Source organism: Ralstonia sp. AU12-08 (assembly GCF_000442475.1).
Lineage (GTDB): Bacteria > Pseudomonadota > Gammaproteobacteria > Burkholderiales > Burkholderiaceae > Ralstonia > Ralstonia insidiosa.
Window position 1 is genome coordinate 43,102 of record NZ_ASZV01000026.1, and the last position, 14,696, is coordinate 57,797.

Annotated in this window: 17 protein-coding genes; 14 read left to right on the top strand and 3 right to left on the bottom strand. The window is 64.1% G+C overall.

Annotated features, from left to right (window positions below):
• Positions 1–365 precede the first annotated feature (365 nt).
• Positions 366–1,001, bottom strand: a complete 636-nt coding sequence (locus tag C404_RS44590; RefSeq protein ID WP_021195296.1) for a cation transporter — start codon at positions 999–1,001, stop codon at positions 366–368.
• A gap of 384 nt (positions 1,002–1,385) precedes the next feature.
• On the opposite strand from C404_RS44590, the gene C404_RS60680 reads away from it, so the two are divergent.
• Both C404_RS60680 and C404_RS60685 read left to right on the top strand, forming a co-directional pair.
• Positions 1,386–1,622 (top strand): hypothetical protein, encoded by a 237-nt coding sequence (locus tag C404_RS60680; protein WP_003098970.1) that lies wholly within the window; start codon positions 1,386–1,388, stop codon positions 1,620–1,622.
• A 24-nt stretch (positions 1,623–1,646) separates the two neighbouring features.
• Positions 1,647–2,009, top strand: coding sequence for a DUF3703 domain-containing protein (locus C404_RS60685; protein ID WP_196495817.1), 363 nt, complete (start codon positions 1,647–1,649; stop codon positions 2,007–2,009).
• A gap of 67 nt (positions 2,010–2,076) precedes the next feature.
• Here the strand turns inward: C404_RS60685 and cadR are convergent, their stop codons facing one another.
• Positions 2,077–2,475 carry a Cd(II)/Pb(II)-responsive transcriptional regulator gene (cadR, locus tag C404_RS44600; protein ID WP_003098965.1) on the bottom strand — a complete coding sequence of 133 codons (399 nt, stop codon included), beginning with the start codon at positions 2,473–2,475 and terminating at the stop codon, positions 2,077–2,079.
• A gap of 91 nt (positions 2,476–2,566) precedes the next feature.
• Here cadR and C404_RS44605 point away from each other — a divergent pair, with 91 nt between their 5' ends.
• The 9 genes from C404_RS44605 (at position 2,567) to C404_RS44645 (ending at position 12,079) form a co-directional block, all read left to right on the top strand.
• Complete coding sequence (locus C404_RS44605; RefSeq protein ID WP_003098961.1) at positions 2,567–5,479, top strand: heavy metal translocating P-type ATPase; 2,913 nt, start codon at positions 2,567–2,569, stop codon at positions 5,477–5,479.
• Between the two features lie 3 nt (positions 5,480–5,482).
• Complete coding sequence (gene lspA / locus C404_RS44610; RefSeq protein WP_003098955.1) at positions 5,483–5,983, top strand: signal peptidase II; 501 nt, start codon at positions 5,483–5,485, stop codon at positions 5,981–5,983.
• A 556-nt stretch (positions 5,984–6,539) separates the two neighbouring features.
• Positions 6,540–7,628, top strand: coding sequence for an IS5 family transposase (locus tag C404_RS44615; protein WP_021195298.1), 1,089 nt, complete (start codon positions 6,540–6,542; stop codon positions 7,626–7,628).
• Positions 7,629–8,273: 645 nt separating this feature from the next.
• Positions 8,274–8,486, top strand: coding sequence for a hypothetical protein (locus C404_RS44620; protein ID WP_003116833.1), 213 nt, complete (start codon positions 8,274–8,276; stop codon positions 8,484–8,486).
• Positions 8,487–8,507: 21 nt separating this feature from the next.
• On the top strand, positions 8,508–8,900 hold the full coding sequence (locus tag C404_RS44625) for a hypothetical protein (protein ID WP_003116832.1): 393 nt from the start codon (positions 8,508–8,510) through the stop codon (positions 8,898–8,900).
• 182 nt (positions 8,901–9,082) lie between these two features.
• A complete protein-coding gene (locus C404_RS44630; RefSeq protein WP_003116830.1) occupies positions 9,083–9,769 on the top strand; it encodes a hypothetical protein in 687 nt (228 codons plus the stop codon).
• An 83-nt stretch (positions 9,770–9,852) separates the two neighbouring features.
• Complete coding sequence (locus C404_RS44635; protein ID WP_003116829.1) at positions 9,853–10,590, top strand: DUF5983 family protein; 738 nt, start codon at positions 9,853–9,855, stop codon at positions 10,588–10,590.
• Positions 10,591–10,687: 97 nt separating this feature from the next.
• Entirely contained in the window at positions 10,688–10,966 is a 279-nt protein-coding gene (locus C404_RS44640) for a hypothetical protein (protein ID WP_003116828.1), read from the top strand.
• 288 nt (positions 10,967–11,254) lie between these two features.
• Complete coding sequence (locus C404_RS44645) at positions 11,255–12,079, top strand: hypothetical protein (RefSeq protein WP_003098941.1); 825 nt, start codon at positions 11,255–11,257, stop codon at positions 12,077–12,079.
• A 261-nt stretch (positions 12,080–12,340) separates the two neighbouring features.
• Here the strand turns inward: C404_RS44645 and merR are convergent, their stop codons facing one another.
• Complete coding sequence (merR, locus tag C404_RS44650) at positions 12,341–12,748, bottom strand: Hg(II)-responsive transcriptional regulator (protein ID WP_003098939.1); 408 nt, start codon at positions 12,746–12,748, stop codon at positions 12,341–12,343.
• A gap of 71 nt (positions 12,749–12,819) precedes the next feature.
• On the opposite strand from merR, the gene merT reads away from it, so the two are divergent.
• From merT to C404_RS44665, 3 genes are all read left to right on the top strand, one after another.
• A complete protein-coding gene (gene merT, locus C404_RS44655; protein WP_003116827.1) occupies positions 12,820–13,170 on the top strand; it encodes a mercuric ion transporter MerT in 351 nt (116 codons plus the stop codon).
• A 12-nt stretch (positions 13,171–13,182) separates the two neighbouring features.
• Positions 13,183–13,470, top strand: coding sequence for a mercury resistance system periplasmic binding protein MerP (gene merP / locus C404_RS44660; protein ID WP_003116826.1), 288 nt, complete (start codon positions 13,183–13,185; stop codon positions 13,468–13,470).
• A 10-nt stretch (positions 13,471–13,480) separates the two neighbouring features.
• On the top strand, positions 13,481–14,696 hold a 1,216-nt coding region (locus C404_RS44665), incomplete at its 3' end, for a mercury(II) reductase (protein ID WP_021195299.1).

Here is a 14,696-nt window from a genome sequence, read left to right on the forward strand (position 1 = left end):
GACATGGGCCGGGTGTGATTGCTTGATGAGCAGACGGTTCTAGCGACGACCGGGCCTGCCAATCAGCCCACGGGTGGTTCCTCTTTTCTCCCGAGCCGAAGGCCGTTGGGCCTTCGGCGCCATTCTCCTGCCCATCAACGTCCCGGCCCGGCCATTGGCCTGGGCCACACGAACAGGAGAGACGACATGCACCCTCAACCTTGCGCACCGCTGCTGTACGGCAGACGGAGGTCGAGAACGGCATGCCCGCCTATCGCGCGGCCATCGCCAATGGTACGCTCGGCTGCAGCCGAGGCCGTAGCCCAAAGGCTGGACTACCTCTTTTGCAGAGGTAAACCTCGGGATGAACTGGGCGAAAACATGCCTTATGTGCCCGCCTTACGGCGAGCTGTTTCCGATGCTTCGCGCAGGATTTCCCGCCCCCCATTCGCTGCGATTGCGGCCACGATGACGCCCAGCACCAGATCCGGGATGTTCGACCCGAACCCCATCACCAGCACCCCGGACAGCACAATCGCACCATTGACGATGGAGTCGTTGCTGGTAAAGATCGCTGACGCCTTGAAGTTCACATCTTCCCCGCGATGGCGGCGCAGTAGTCTGAGGCACACTAGGTTCAAAGCCGCGTTCAGCGCGGCCATGGCCATCATGGCTGGGCCGACAGGCTCTTCCCCTCCAGCGAAGCGGCGTAGGACTTCCAACAGCAGCAGCGCGGCCAGGCCGATTAGCAAGAAACCCGACAAGCGGGCCGCGCCCACCTTGACCGTTCCCGCACGACCGACGGCATACAGGCTAACCGCATAGACCGACGCATCGGCGAGGTTGTCCAACCCGGCGCCCATCAGCGCCGTAGAGCCAGCCCAGATGCCAAGGGCAATGCCGGCGGCGGACTGCGTCAGGTTGATCAGCAACACAGTCAGAAGAATCTTTCGGTCCTTCGCATCGCTCGCATCTAGGCGGCCCAACTCGTCGTTTTCGTGATTTCTGTGGTTTTCAGCCATGCATTGTTCCTTCCAAATCGATGGATGCTGAAGCCTGTAGCGGCTGGAGAGTCAAGGCGCAGATGCAACGAACTTGCCACAGGGTCTTCCCGGACGCCCTTGACTCTACCGTAGCTAGAAGGTTTTCCAATCCAGTCAGAGCTTTAGGACAGAACAGATGAGCACCAATGCGCCCCCTTCATTGCGACTGTCATCCGGTATGGCTGCTATCCACTGATCCGTGGCGCCACTGCGGTTGTGCTCTTCGGCGAGCTCGCGACCGGCCGGCCGTCTTTTCCGACGGAGCTACTCACAGTGATCGTCGCGCTCGCTTGTGCCGCCTTGCTAGAGGGCGGGCGGCCTTTCCACTCCCCGTTGAGCCAGTAGCGGCGTTCCAAGCTGTGGTTGGCCGTCGGCGCATGGCTCGGCTTCTTGGTCGTGCATCTGGCCTTCCAGCACTCCAATCTGGGATACCGGGTCGGGCCGTTGGGATTGTTGATCGGGGTGGCTGAAGCCCATCGCTGGCATCACAAGCGTGAGCACGAAGACGCCCAAGTCAACTACGGCGATTTCTGGATGCCCGGGGGCCACTTGTTCAGCGCTTTCCGGTCGCAAAAGCACACGCTGGGCGCCAAAGAGTGACACTCAAGAAAGATGGACTTTCCAATGGACTACGGCCCGCAGCTTGTCTATCCCTTCCGGAGCCGGCCAGCAGCGGCAAACGCTTGCGCTGCTGGCTATACGATCTTGCCCACGTCGCATTCTTGCGCGAGTCGGGCCTTGCGGCTTCTTGCGAAGCGATCGCGAGTTGCGTGGCGTGCCCATGAGTCGGGCCGCGTCGTGGCGCACTGCTACCTTGGCCTGCACCTGCACCTGCGCAGCCACGCCGCGATGCTCGGTCTGGCCTGGAGAACCCGTAAGGTGGCGGAGATTGCGGCGCGCAGGTCGTCCGGCTCGCGCTGGCTCCTGTGGGCCACGCCCTCGGTCGCACGCCGTCTCAAAACGTCAGAATCGCGCGCTTTCGCATGATGGAGCGCGGCACGTGGCTCTCAGAACTGGACCCGATCACTTCCAGCACCGATGACACGCTCGAGCTTCAGGCGGGCTCGGCCAAGCTGTTGAGAATGCCGCACTCGCGCGAGGTTCGGGCGCTATCGCAGGAGCGTCGCAGATCCATTAACTCGCGCTCCAAGGCGCGCAATTCCTTCATCTTGGTCCGCACTTGCGCGATATGAGCGTCGACCAGCGCGTTCACCTCGCCGCAGCCCAACTCTGGCCGATCCCGTAAGTTCAGCAGTTGACGGATCTCATCCAGCGTCATGTCCTTCGCCCGGCAGCGGCGGATGAACAGCAAGCGCTGCAAATGGACTTCGTCATAGAGCCTGAAGTTGCCCTCGCTACGTGCAGGCTCGGGCAGCAAGCCTTCTGACTCGTAAAAGCGCACGGTCTGCACCAAGCAATCTGCCTTCTTGCCCAGTTCACCGATCCGCATCATGGTTGCTTCCTATAAAAAACTTGACTCTATATCTACTAGAGGTTTTCTAATGATGGCATCCGGGGAAAACCTTGTCAATGAAGAGCGATCTATGAACAAAGAACCTTCCAGCCCATGCGCCTGCTCCGGCGGCAATGGCCAACAGACGGCGTGCGCCAGTGAGCAGGCCAGCACTGAAACCACCGTTTTCCACGTGAGCAACATGGATTGCCGCAATGAGGAAGCACTGGTGCGGCGAACGCTGGAGGGCATGCCCGGTGTCGAGCGGCTCCTGTTCGATCTTCCGCAGCGTTTGTTGACCATTTCGCACCGCGAAGTCTCGGCCGATGCCTTGGAGCAAGCGCTGAATTCGGTGGGCATGAAGGCTCAGGCTGTCCGAGACGCCGCCGTGTCGACCACCTACCGCATCGAGAACATGGACTGCCCGAGCGAGGAGAAACTCATCCGCTCGCACCTCGGGGCAGTCGAGGGAATTCAGGACCTCGACTTCGACCTCGCTGAGCGCACCCTGTCGGTGAAACACCTCGCTCAGGCACGCGCGCAGATGGAGCAGGTCCTGGCCTCGATCGGCATGCGCGCCAAGGAGCAGACCTTCGGCCACACGGGGCCGATCGAAGCCGCGGCTGTGATCCCATCCTCGGCCCTGCAGCAGCAACCAACCGCTGCCGTTTCCGCGCCGCCGATCGGCGAGCGGGTGACGTACCGGATCGAGAACATGGATTGCCCGACGGAAGAAGCGCTGATCCGCGACCGGCTGGGCAAGCTGCCGGGTGTGACCGCGCTCGACTTCAATCTGATGCAGCGTGTGCTGGGAGTCCAGCACACGCTGGCGACCTCAGCGCCGATCGAGAAGGCGCTTGCTTCCATTGGAATGCAGGCTGCGCGGCAGGACATGCAGACAGCCACCACGGTACTTCGCATCGCGAAGATGGACTGTCCGACCGAGGAAAGTCTGATCCGCGGCAAGCTGCAAGGCATGCCGGGCGTGCAGGGAATGGATTTCAACCTGATGCAGCGCACGCTCACGGTTCGGCACACACCCGACGCGATCAAGCCGGCAGTCGAAGCCATCGAATCGCTGGGCATGGAAGCCGAGGTCCAGAGGACTGATGAGCCGCGCGATGCCCCGGTGGCCGCGCACAAGACCAATTGGTGGCCGATGGCGGTTTCGGGCGTTGCGGCGGTGGCCGCCGAAGGCGTGTACTGGGTCAACGACGGCAATCATTGGGCCGTGATCGTGCTGGCACTGGTTTCGATCTTCACCGGCGGCCTCAGCACCTACAAGAAGGGCTGGATCGCGCTGAAGAACCTCAACCTGAACATGAACGCCCTGATGGCCATCGCGGTCACCGGCGGCATGGCGATCGGCCACTGGCCGGAGGCCGCCATGGTCATGTTCCTGTTCGCGTTGGCGGAAGTGATCGAGGCGAAGTCGCTGGACCGCGCCCGCAACGCCATTCGGGGGCTGATGGACTTGGCGCCCGAGACCGCGACCGTGCGGCAGGCCGATGGCTCATGGACAGAGCTGCCGGCCAAGGAGGTCGCAAAGGGCGCGGTGGTCCGCGTGCGTCCTGGCGAGCGCATCGCACTGGACGGCCTGATCACCTCGGGTCGATCGGCCATCAACCAGGCGCCCATCACCGGCGAGAGCCTGCCCGTCGAGAAGGCCGAAGGTGACCAGGTCTTCGCCGGAACCATCAATGAGACCGGCTCTTTCGAATACAAGGTGACCGCAGGCGCCAGCGACTCGACGCTCGCGCGCATCATCCATGCCGTGGAGTCCGCGCAGGGCAGCCGTGCGCCCACGCAGCGCTTCGTCGACCAGTTCGCCCGCGTCTACACGCCGGCGGTGTTCGCGGTGTCCGTGCTGGTTGCCGTCGTGCCGCCGCTCGCCTTCGGCGGCGCATGGTTTGACTGGGTCTACAAGGCCCTGGTACTGCTGGTGATCGCCTGCCCCTGCGCTCTGGTCATCTCCACGCCGGTCACCATCGTCAGCGGCTTGGCCGCTGCCGCCCGACGCGGCATCCTGATCAAGGGTGGCGTCTACCTGGAGGGCGGGCGCAAGCTCAAGGCGTTGGCCCTGGACAAGACCGGCACACTCACACATGGCAAGCCCGAGCAGACCGACTTCGTGCCGCTGATCGGCGAGGCGCAGGAAGTTGCCGCCTGGGCCGCAAGCCTCGCGGCACGCTCGGACCATCCTGTGTCTCAGGCCATCGCCCGCAAGGCGAACCGTGACGGCATCGCGCTGCACGAGGTCGACGACTTCGCGGCGCTGCCTGGCCGCGGCGTGCGCGGCCGCGTCGCCGGGCGCATGTTGCACATGGGCAACCACAGGCTCGCCCAGGAGCTGGGCCTGAGCGAAGCGACGCTCCAGGCTCGGCTGGAGACCCTGGAGCGCCAAGGCAAGACAGCGATCCTGCTGATGGACGATGCGACCGTGCTCGGCATTTTTGCAGTGGCCGACACCGTGAAGGAAACCAGCCGTGAGGCGGTGGCCGACCTGCAGGCGCTGGGTGTGCGCACGCTGATGCTGACGGGGGACAACCAGCACACGGCCGCGGCCATCGCTGCCCAGGTCGGAATCTCTGAAGCCCGTGGTGACCAACTGCCCGAAGACAAGCTCAAGACCATCGAAAGCCTGGTCGGCGGCGAGGGCCAGGTGGGCATGGTGGGCGACGGCATCAACGATTCGCCCGCGCTCGCCCGTGCCGACATCGGCTTCGCCATGGGCGCGGCCGGCACCGACACCGCGATCGAAACAGCCGACGTCGCCCTGATGGACGACGACCTGCGCAAGATCCCCGCCTTCATCCGGCTGTCGCGTAGCACTGCGGCGATCCTCACGCAGAACATCGTTCTGGCCCTTGGCATCAAGGCGGTGTTCCTTGCGTTGACGTTCACAGGGCATGCCACCATGTGGATGGCTGTGTTCGCTGACATGGGGGCAAGTCTTTTGGTTGTCGTCAATGGGCTGCGCCTCCTGAAGTTCAAGGCGGCATGAACAATGGATGAACCATCTCTTCGCAAGACGCAGTGGTACTCACTCGCGATCGTTATATTCGCCGGCGATCAGGCAGCTAAGAGCTACATTGACGCGACAACTCCCTTGGGTTGGTCGCACGAGGTGGCGTCATTCTTCAACCTAGTTCACGCTCTCAATCCCGGCGCGGCGTTCAGCTTCCTTGCTGGCGCGGGCGGCTGGCAGCGGTGGTTTTTTCTGGCGATCGCGTTCGCAATATCGGCATGGCTCGCATGGCTGCTCTCCCGGCCGCTGCGCAAAACGGAAGGCCTTTCGTACAGCCTCATTCTGGGCGGCGCATTGGGCAACGCGTTCGACCGCGCCACGCGCGGGCACGTTATCGACTACATCGACTTTCACCTGCACGGCTGGCACTGGCCCGCCTTCAACATCGCTGACATGGCCATCGTGGGCGGGGCGATCGCGCTGGTGGCCCAGTCGTTCATGAGCGTGGAGAACCCGGCCGCCACAAAGGAGTCCCAGTGACATTGGGACGATCCGGAAATTCGCAATGCACACGGTGCAGGACACCAATCTGAAGAGAACGGCCCCCAGCATGAGCGGCCGCGGCTTGGCCCTCATGCTAGCGCCCACCGCCGCTTTTGCTGCAACGCCCTGTTGCGATGGCGGCGATTGCTGCAACGACGTCGCAATGCCTTGCTGTGAATAAACAGCACGCAAGCCAGTTGACCTGGCAATTATGAAAGTCCATCACGGCGATGCTGGCCTTTTTCGTTCCAATGAGCCGTCACGGAGAGGTGATGATGAAGCTATGCCGGGATCCTGCAAGCTTTAGGACGGTCTTCTTTACCGCATAGCGATATGCTGATGTCACCCGTTCGCCTCGCCTGGCAAGTACAAGTAGTTCGTCGCGGTTTTCTGGCCGTGTCCGCCCGCTTCGCTGGCCCTTTTGCCCCAAACAAGCGCAATCATGCCTGCGTTACCACCAAAGTTCGCCCCCGCCAGTTGCTGTTCCTAAAGGGCATCAAGCTCAACGGGCACTTCTCGAAACCTCCCTAACCGTTGTCGCCAATGAGCCGGCATGATGTCGCCCATGATCACCCCGCGCATCAAGCCCTCGTCTTTCTGGCGTCACCAGCCTGACGCTGACCTGTTCGTGCAGGACCAGCGCCAAGCCAAGCTCGGCGGCTTCATTGCCAACCTGGCGGCGATGGACGAACTGATCGACTTCGCGGCCATTGCCGCCCGGGTCGACACCGCCTGCCCTCGCGCTGACCGTAGCAAAGGCGGGCGCCCGCCGTACCCCACCGAGGTGATGGTGCGGCTGCTGTTCATCCAGTCGCTGTACAACCTCAGCGACGAGGACTGCGAGTACCAGGTGCTGGACCGCATGAGCTTCCAGCACTTTTGCCGCCTGGATGGCGCGCTGCACATCCCCGATGCGCGCACGCTGTGGAGTTTCAAGCAGCGCTTGGCCCAAGGCGGTCTGGGCGGCCGCGCCATCTTCGAGGCGGTGAGCCTGCAGTTGCAGCAGCACGGCTACATCCCGCGCGGCGGGCAGATCGTGGATGCCAGCATCGTGCAGGCACCGCTGACCCAGGCGAACAAGGACGAGCGCGAAGCGCTCAACGAAGGCCGCAGGCCCGAGGGCTGGAATGCCAAGCGGCTGCAGCACACCGACCGCGACGCGCGCTGGACCAAGAAGCACGGCAAGAGCTTCTACGGCTACAAGGTGCACGCCAACGCGGACGCGCGCTACAAGCTGATCCGCCAGGCGAAGGTCACGCCGGCCAACGCCGACGACGGCCAGACGCTCAAGGAGGTGCTGGACCGCGCCAACACCGGCGCGCGGCTGCTGGCCGACCGAGGCTACGACGCGCAGACCAACCGCCAGTTGCTGCAGGCCCACGGGCTGCGGGACGGCATCGCGCGGCGTGCGAAGCCCGGGCAGGAGCGGCGCGTGCGACTGGACGCGCGCAACAAGGCGATCAACCGCGTCCGCGCCAGAGGCGAACATGTGTTCGCCGGCCTCGAGCAGTTGGGCGGCAAGTGCGTGCGGGCGATGACGCTGGCGAGAAACGAACTGGCGATCCTGCTGAAGTGCGCGGCGTACAACGCCAAGCGGCTGGTCTGGCTGGTGCGCCATGACCCGTGCGGGTGTGCGCGATGAAGGGAGAGGTGCGCCCGCAGAGCCTGCAAACGCAGTTTTGCAGGGCCTCGGGCGCCCGCCAAGGCTGCGATGACGGGGCCTGAGCGGCACCGAGAACCCCGAACTGAACGACGCGAGCGCCCTCATGCCGGTTCAGCCTTCGGAAATGGGGTTATGCGAAGTGCCCCAACGCCATCGCCGACCGGCCAGCGTATTTCGCATCGCTGCGTGCCCGTCGGGGCCAGCCCATCGTCATCCTCGCAGAGCTGGGACCGGACGAGGCATTCGCCCTGTGGAAGCAGCATGTACTGGGCGACAGGCCTCGCTGACCCAGTTTCGCCTCATCCTCCTGACAGCCCCGCACTTATTGCGGGGCTTTCTTTTTTCCGCGTTCGCCAATCGGGGCTGTTGCAAATGCCGATTTCCGGCTGACGCGGCTCGCCTCGCGCATGAAGCTGCCCGCATGTGTCGCTGATTCGTCAGCACCATGCCAGCAGCCAGAGTTTCCAGGCTGCCGCGGATTCTTTCCGCGCTACCCGCCAGTCCGCCATCGCATCGAGTCTGCGGACGCGCGTCACCCGTGACGCCGATGCTTTTTTCTCAACCGCGTGCGGGAGCTGCCATCCCGTGAGGGACGAGGCCCCGCTTTTTCCAAGGAGCCCGTCCATGTCCCAGCAAGCCTCTTTCGGCCAGTTGGCCTTGATCCATTGCGGCAAGTTCCTGCCGCTCGAAATCCTGCATAGCGCCGCCGGCCACTACATCGGCACGCGCGATACAGAAGGTCCCGTTTCGCGGGAATCCTGCCAGTACTTCCGCAGCTATGCCGCGGCTCAACGTGCCCTCGAAAGAGGCGGCTGGTCCCAGCTCGCCACACCCTGATCCAACTGGAGGAACCACGTCATGAACCAGCTTTTGCCCCAGGAAGTCGTCGATCAGATCATGCGGGAAGAGCAGCATTTCGCCGCCGCGCCCCAAGCCTTCTTCGAGGTCTGGAAGCGCGGCGTCGAGATCGCAGGCCCGCAATGGTTTGGCGACGGCACGCGCGAAGGCCTGAACCAGGCAAAGAGCAAGTGGGATCTGCGTCCCGACATGCTGCGTGCCAACGACGCACTCGGCGTCCTGAGCAGCGGGGAACGCATGTTCCTGTCCGCCATGTTCAGCTTCTACAACGCGCGCGAGGGCGGTGCCATGCTCAAGCGCTGCCACTTCCAAGGACTGTCGGACTTCGATGGTCTCGATCTGCAACGTCGCCAGGTGATCGCCGACCTGCTGCTGAACTACAGCGGTTGGTGAGCCGGTCCCTGGCACACCTTCATCACTGCGTTCACGGGACCCCATGAGGGACATGCGCCTCGTTCGAGGCCATGTCCCTCGCGTTTTCTCCCCGCCCAGCGCCATCCGGCATCAGGCGGTTTCCCCTGCGGATGCCATCGTCCGCAAGGGCTGGCTCCGTTCATTCATCGAAAGGAGCCTTCATGGCCAACAACTACTACGAAGCCACCGGCGTTCTCGTGCTCGACCGTGTGACGCCCGTCATCCAGGCGCTGTTCGGCGCCTTCGCGCTGGACGAGAGCCACCCCGGCAACGGGCAGGCCTACATCGCCCAGATCGCCGAGACCACCAATCCGCAATGGCCGGACGTGCTCGATGGCCTGGAAGACCTGGCCACGCAACTCGGTATTCCGATGCCGGACGACGAAGGGCTGTCGATCCCGCCGCTGCTCGAACTGCTCGCCGTGCACTTCCGTGCCGATGAGGACGAAGAGCTGGGGAACTTGATCGACCGTCATTCGTTCGAGGACACCGCCGATCTCGACGCATTGTTTCTGATCGCCACCCGGTTCGATGACGGGCACCACCTGACCGCCATCCAGTTCGAGGGCTGCTGGTACTGCAGCAAGCCGCGGCTGTTCGAGTTCGGCGGCAACGGCTGCTACCTGAGCCGCGAGGTCCGCTTCATCAGCTCCTCCTCCCAGGCCCTCCAGCTCGGCGACCAATTGCGCAAGACCATTGTGGCCGCCGACATCGAAGAGGCTTCGGCCCTGATCGCGCTGGAGACCATCAATCTGCTGGCGGGCGTCAGCGACGAGCCATTCCGCATGAATTTGCGCCGGCGCGTCGCCGAGCGATTGGCCCAAACGCCAACGATCAGCGTCACCTGACGCTGTTTCCTTTCTTTCCACCCACCGGGGTCAATTCCCGGTGGCGGGGATTTGCTCCATCATTATTCTGTTGGAGAAATCCCATGTCCCAGAATCCCAATCCCTTTCTACGCGGCTACTGGAATCTGAAAATCGTCCGCACGCTGTCCATCAGCTACGAGGACGGAAGCCCGCATGTTTGGCGAAACATCCACCCGAGCCAGCAGCACCTCTGCGACGCGGCGCTGGTTTCTTCTCCTTGCATCATCACCAGCGACTTCGCGGTGGTCAGGACTGGCACCGAACCTGTCGGCGCCGCACTGATCGCCGAATGCGACGCGGCTGAAGGGGGCAGCGGCGAAGGCATGGTGGGTGCCGTGGTGTACGCGATCCACGGCGACGACTTCGACGGCCGCCCCGTCCACATTGGCGACACCTATTCGGCCGAGGCCGCACGGGAAGTCGTGCAGCGGTTGAGCTTCGAGACCGGCTACTACAGCCGGTGCTGGGAAATCAGCAGCGCGCACATCAGCCGCGAAACCGGCCAGTACCTGGCCAACCTGGCTGACCTCGCGACGCCGGAGGCCTTTTTGTTCATCGCGTTCCGGATTCCCTACAGCCCGGCGATCGGCGTCAAGCTGATCTCCACGCCCTGGACGGACCAGCACCTGCAGGACGTCGAGGGGATCGCCGCCGAGCAGCTTCGGCAGGAGCACCGCAGCAAGGGCATGCCGGACGAGCTGGCACAGATCCTTGAACTGGCCGGCCAGGCCGACGTGCGCATCCTCATCCTCGATGCCGACGCACCCGTGTTGCCGGGCCTATCGCTGGCCGGCGAATAGCTGCCACACACATCCCCGGCCTTCCTTGTCCTCACCGCATGCCGGCCCGGTCTCCCGCCAGAGAGCCGGGCCGGCGCACTTTCACAGGAGCGATCCCATGTTCCCCGACCTCATCACACCCGCATCCGACTTCGAGCACCAACTCGGAGCCTGCGTCAACGCCATGAGCCAGGAAGATGCCATCGGCCAGATCCTGGTATTCGAGCGCATGAGCGGCACGCTGCACATGCGCCATATCGCCAGCGCCGACCTGGTGGACACCGACGTGGACGACTACGAAATGGTCGTCTTCGACGGTGGCAACACAAGCGGCGACACGTGGAAACACGTGTTCTTTCCGCGTCAGCGCGAGCACTACTTCGTGTACCAAGCCTGATTCCTCCAGCCCCTTTCGAGGGGCTTTTTCTTGCCCGCAGCACAGGAAAACGGTTGTGGTGCGGTGCCGTTTCCTGCGGGCAGGCAGACCGCCCCAGGGCCATGCTTGCCCCATGTTCGTCGGCGTTGCCGGCACATGCCCAGGCAGTCGAGACCTTCGAGGCTGCAAGCGCGGGAAACCGTGCTGGTCGTTTCTTCCTACGGACCTACCGCGTCCATCCACGCCACCCACAAGGGACCTCTCCCTTGCGGGCGGGGAATCCCTTGTTTTTCCTCAAGGAGTTTCCCCATGGATCGTTCCCTCATCAAATCCATGATGCCTTCGCTGGTCGCAGGCCATGTGCCCCGCAACGTGCGGTCGTTCAAGTACCGCGTGTTCGATGATCAGCCGCTGTCCTCAACGCTGGGCTTCGCCATCGACCCCCAACCCTTCGACGGCAAGGTGGTCGCCGCGACCGACGATGCCATCGTCGTCAAGCTCAAGCCTTCCGAGTTCGCGGTGCTCGATCCCAGCCTGGTGACCACGGTTCCTGCCGAAGGCGCCAAGGTGCATGTCCAACCCTATGCCCGTCGTCGCTTCGACGGACTGCGCGCGGACACGCCGGAGGTCATCACCGAGGAGACTTCGGACGGCACGCCGTACACCATCACGAGGCACATCCTCGGCTCGGCGCCGGCCAAGCTGCCCATTCCCACGCCGCAGTGCATGGAGTTGGGCCAGCTCATCGAGCAGTTGGAGGAGATGCCGGCCCCCGATCGCTTCCGGCGCATCACCCACATGCTGGTGGATGCCGGTGCCCGCGACTTCACCTGGGTCGATCCCACGCCCTCCAAGATCATCGAGACCCCGCCGGCGATCAGCTTCACGGTCTCGACCGCGAAGTTCGAGGGCCGGGTGACGATCCTCTACGACCGCGGCGGAGACACCTACGTGGTGGAACTGCACCGTCAGAACGGTGAATCGGTCGAACTGGTCGATCGGCACGACGAGGTGTATTTCGACATGCTCGGCGAAGTGCTGGAGAGGCTCATCGACGACGGGCGCTGGCGCCAGATCGACGTGAGCATCCTCGACGCGAAAGCGGCCCGCAAGCGCCAGGCCGTCCCGGCATGACGCCCCGCAGCGAAACCGGGCGGTCCTGCGGCTGACCCGAGGCATCCGCCACGGCGTTCCAGCCGTTCCGGCCGCGTGCACTACAGGCCCTTCATCCCATCGGATGGAGGCCTTTCTCATTCTTCCACACAGGAGATTTCATCCATGTCACTGCGATTCAAAGGCGCTGACCTGCGCCCCGTGCTGACCGAAGCCATCGCCAATCAGGGGTCGTCTCAGAAAACGGAAAAAAATCGTACGCTAAGAGCCGAAGTGGGCCCTTTAGCAGCAATGCAAAGCTGCGATCAACGGGCAGGAAACATTGCCATGGTGCGCGTTGCACTCTCTCACTAGCGTCGACAGGGCCTCTTCCATCCGCGTGAGGTCCGCCATGCGTGCGCGCACATCGGCCAGCCGGTGAGCAGCCAGTTCGGCCGCCTCGCTGCAATGGGTGCCGTCCTCCAGTTTCAGGAGCTGGCCGACTTCATCCAGGCTGAATCCCAGGCGCTGGGCTGACTTCACGAACTTCACCCGCGCCACGTCCGCCTGCCCGTAGCGGCGGATGCGACCGTAGGGCCGCTCCGGCTGGGGTAGCAAGCCCTTGAGCTGATAGAAGCGGATCGTCTCCACGTTGACCCGGGCTGCCTTGGCGAAGGCCCCGATGGTCAGATTCTCTTGAGCGTTCTCCATGGCGCTTGACTCCGTAGTTGACTACGGAAGTAACGTTACAGCATCAAGCGAAGTCCCGGAAGGAGAACCTTATGTCGGAACCCAAGAACGGCTGCGGCGCACTGGCGACCGGCGGCGTCGCGGCCGTCCTCGCCTCGGCCTGCTGCCTCGGCCCCCTTGTCCTGGTCGCGCTCGGCTTCTCTGGCGCGTGGATCGGCAACCTGACCGTGCTGGAGCCGTATCGGCCGATCTTCATCGGCGCAGCGCTCATCGCGCTGTTCTTCGCCTGGCGCAGCATCTTCCGACCAGCCCATGCCTGCAAGCCCGGCGACGTTTGCGCCGTGCCCCAAGTGCGGACTGCCTACAAGGTGATCTTCTGGATCGTGGCCGCCCTGGTTCTGGTTGCCCTCGCGTTTCCCTACGTCCTGCCGCTGTTCTACTGAAAGGAGATCACCATGAAGAAACTCACCACCCTCACCACCCTCATCGCCCTGGCCGCCGCTCTAAGCGCGCCCGCCTGGGCTGCCACCAAGACCGTCACCCTGTCGGTGCCCGGCATGACCTGCGCCGCGTGCCCGATCACGGTCAAGACGGCTCTGTCCAAGGTCGCCGGCGTCGAGAAGGCCGAAGTCAGCTTCGAGAAGCGGGAGGCCGTCGTCACCTTCGACGAGGCCAAGACCAATGCCGACGCCTTGACCAAGGCCACCGCAAACGCGGGTTACCCGTCCAGCGTCAAGCAGTGAGGGCGTAATCATGGCCGAGGCGATCACCCTCCACATCGAAGGCATGACCTGCACGTCGTGCGCCGAGCACGTCCAGCAGGCTTTGACGAACGTGCCCGGCGTGCGCGCGGCCTCGGTGTCCTATCCGCAGCGGCAGGCCGAAATCGAGGCGGATGCAGGCGTGAGCGTGGCCCCGCTGGTTGCCGCAGTGGCCACGCTCGGCTATCGCGCACGGCTTACCGACACGCCGAACAAGCCTGCCGGCCTGCTAGACAAGGCGCTGGGCTGGCTCGGTGGCGAAACGAAGCATGTTGGCGGTGAACAAGCGCTGCACGTGGCTGTGATAGGCAGCGGCGGCGCGGCGATGGCGGCTGCCTTGAAGGCCGTGGAGCAAGGCGCCCGCGTCACGCTGATCGAGCGCGGCACCATCGGCGGCACCTGCGTCAATGTCGGCTGCGTGCCGTCCAAGATCATGATCCGCGCCGCGCACATCGTCCACCTGCGCCGCGAAAGCCCGTTCGATGCTGGCCTGCCGGCCGCAGCGCCCGCTGTACTGCGCGAGCGGCTGCTGGCCCAGCAACAAGGCCGCGTCGAGGAGCTGCGCCATGCCAAGTACGAAGGCATCCTGGCAAGCACTCCGGCCATCACCGTGCTGCGCGGCGAGGCCCGGTTCAGGGACACGCGCACGCTGACCGTGGCGACCGCTGACGGCGGCACGCACGAGGTGAACTTCGACCGCTGCCTGATTGCCACCGGCGCGAGCCCGGCGCTTCCGCCAATCCCGGGCCTTGCGGACACACCCCACTGGACCTCCACCGAGGCGCTGGAAAGCAGCTCGCTCCCCGAGCGGCTGGCCGTGATTGGTTCCTCCGTGGTGGCGGTCGAGTTGGCGCAAGCCTTCGCCCGGCTGGGCAGCCAGGTCACGATCCTGGCGCGCAGCACGCTGTTCTTCCGAGAAGACCCGGCCATCGGGGAAGCCGTAACAGACGCCTTCCGCGCCGAGGGCATCGAGGTGCTGGACCACACCCAGGCGAGCCACGTTGCCTATGCGGGCGGGGAATTCGTGCTCACCACCGGGCAGGGGGAAGTGCGCGCCGACAAGCTGCTGGTCGCCACCGGTCGCGCGCCGAACACGCGCAGCCTGAACCTTGAAGCGGCAGGCGTCGAAGTCAATGCGCAGGGAGCCATCGTCATCGACCGCGCCATGCGCACGAGCGCACCGCACATCTTTGCTGCCGGCGACTGCA